This is a genomic window from Rhizobacter sp. (assembly GCF_031412075.1).
Classification (GTDB): domain Bacteria; phylum Pseudomonadota; class Gammaproteobacteria; order Burkholderiales; family Burkholderiaceae_C; genus Rhizobacter.
The window spans coordinates 1-1,628 of record NZ_JANOCG010000458.1 but is presented as its reverse complement, the minus strand read 5'-3'; the positions used below and the strand labels follow the sequence as shown (position 1 = coordinate 1,628).

General features: G+C 64.7%; 2 protein-coding genes. Both read left to right on the top strand.

Annotation, left to right across the window (positions count from 1 at the left end; translation table 11 throughout):
• Positions 1–192: methyltransferase family protein (locus tag RMO40_RS17440; RefSeq protein ID WP_489660185.1), on the top strand; the 192-nt coding region annotated here is incomplete at its 5' end.
• Positions 193–217: 25 nt separating this feature from the next.
• Positions 218–1,628, top strand: a 1,411-nt coding sequence (locus RMO40_RS17435) for a heavy metal translocating P-type ATPase (protein WP_309724162.1), incomplete at its 3' end; no start/stop codon positions are given.

Here is a 1,628-nt window from a genome sequence, read left to right as displayed (position 1 = left end):
CTGGGCTTCCTGCTGCAGTGGCCGACGTTGCTCACGCTGCTGATGTTCCCGATCCTGCTGGTCATGTATGCGCGGCTGGCGATCAACGAAGAAGCAGCGATGCGCAAGCAATTCGGCGCCGAGTTCGATGCCTACGCGGCGAGCACACCCCGCTTTCTGCCGTCATGGCAACGGACGACGGCGACCGCCTGAAAGCCTCCAAACCCAGGGCCCCGTCATGAAAACCAGCACCATCGAAGTCGGCGAGTTGGTCTCCACGTTGAGCGCGGCGGGCGTCGTTCGCCAGCTCTCGTCGCTGCCGGGCGTTCATCACGCCGACGTCAACTACGTCGCCGGCAGCGCGACCGTGCACTATGACGAAGCGAAGACCACGCTGGACGCGATCCGCCAACGGGTCGTCGATTGTGGCTACCACTGCCGCGGGGAACTGGTTCCGGCGCATGTTTGCGATCCGGCGGACCATCAGCCAGCGGGCGACGCCCATGCCGGCCACGCCGGCCCCAGCCCACACGGGGCACACGGGGCACACGGGGCTCCAGCGGCGGACATGATGCATGACATGGGCCATGCGCCCGGCATGTCGATGCAAGACATGGCCAACGACATGCGCAACCGATTTCTGGTCGCCCTGGTGTTTGCCGTTCCCGTCTTCCTGTACTCGCCAATGGGCACGATGTTCGGCAACTTCCCCACGCCGTTCGGCATGGAGCGCAAGCTCTTCCTGTTCATCGCGGCCACTGCCGCCATCGCATACCCGGTCTGGCCCTTCGTCGTCGCAGCGGTGCGCGCCGCACGCAACAAGGTGGCCAACATGGCGACGCTGATCGTGCTGTCGGTCGGCACCGGCTACTTCTTCAGCGTCGGCGCGACTTTCTTCTACGAGAGCGAGGTGTTTTTTGAAGCCTCGGCCGTGCTGCTGGTGTTCATCCTGCTCGGCCACTGGTTGGAAATGCGCGCGCGCGCTGGCGCGTCGGATGCCATCCGCACCCTGATGGATCTGGCTCCGCCGATGGCCACGGTGGTTCGCAACGGGATTGAGACCCAGGTACCCACGGCCGAAGTCCTGGCCGGAGAGACCGTCGTCATCAAACCGGGCGACAAGATCCCGGTCGACGGCGAGATCACCGAAGGCAGCTCACAGGTCGACGAGTCGATGCTGACGGGTGAATCGATGCCGGTGAAGAAAGTGGTCGGCAACCCCGTCATCGGCGCCACCATCAACAAGAGCGGCAGCTTCCGCTACATGGCCACCAAGGTCGGGGCCGACACGGCGCTGGCGCAGATCGTCAAGCTGGTTCAGGAGGCGCAGAACTCCAAGGCACCCGGCCAACTGCTGGCGGACAAGGCATCGCAGTGGCTGGTGCTGGCCGCCATCGCTATCGGGCTGCTCACTTTCAGCGTGTGGTTCTGGGTCATCGGCGAGCCCTTGCTGTTCGCGTTGACGCTGACGATCACGGTGTTCGTGATCGCTTGCCCCGACGCGCTTGGGCTGGCCACGCCGATGGCGATCATGGTCGGCACCGGGTTGGGGGCGATGAACGGCATCCTGTTCAAGAACGCCTCGGCGCTGGAGAACGCCACCAAGCTCACCGTCGTCGTCTTCGACAAGACCGGCACGCTCACCCTCG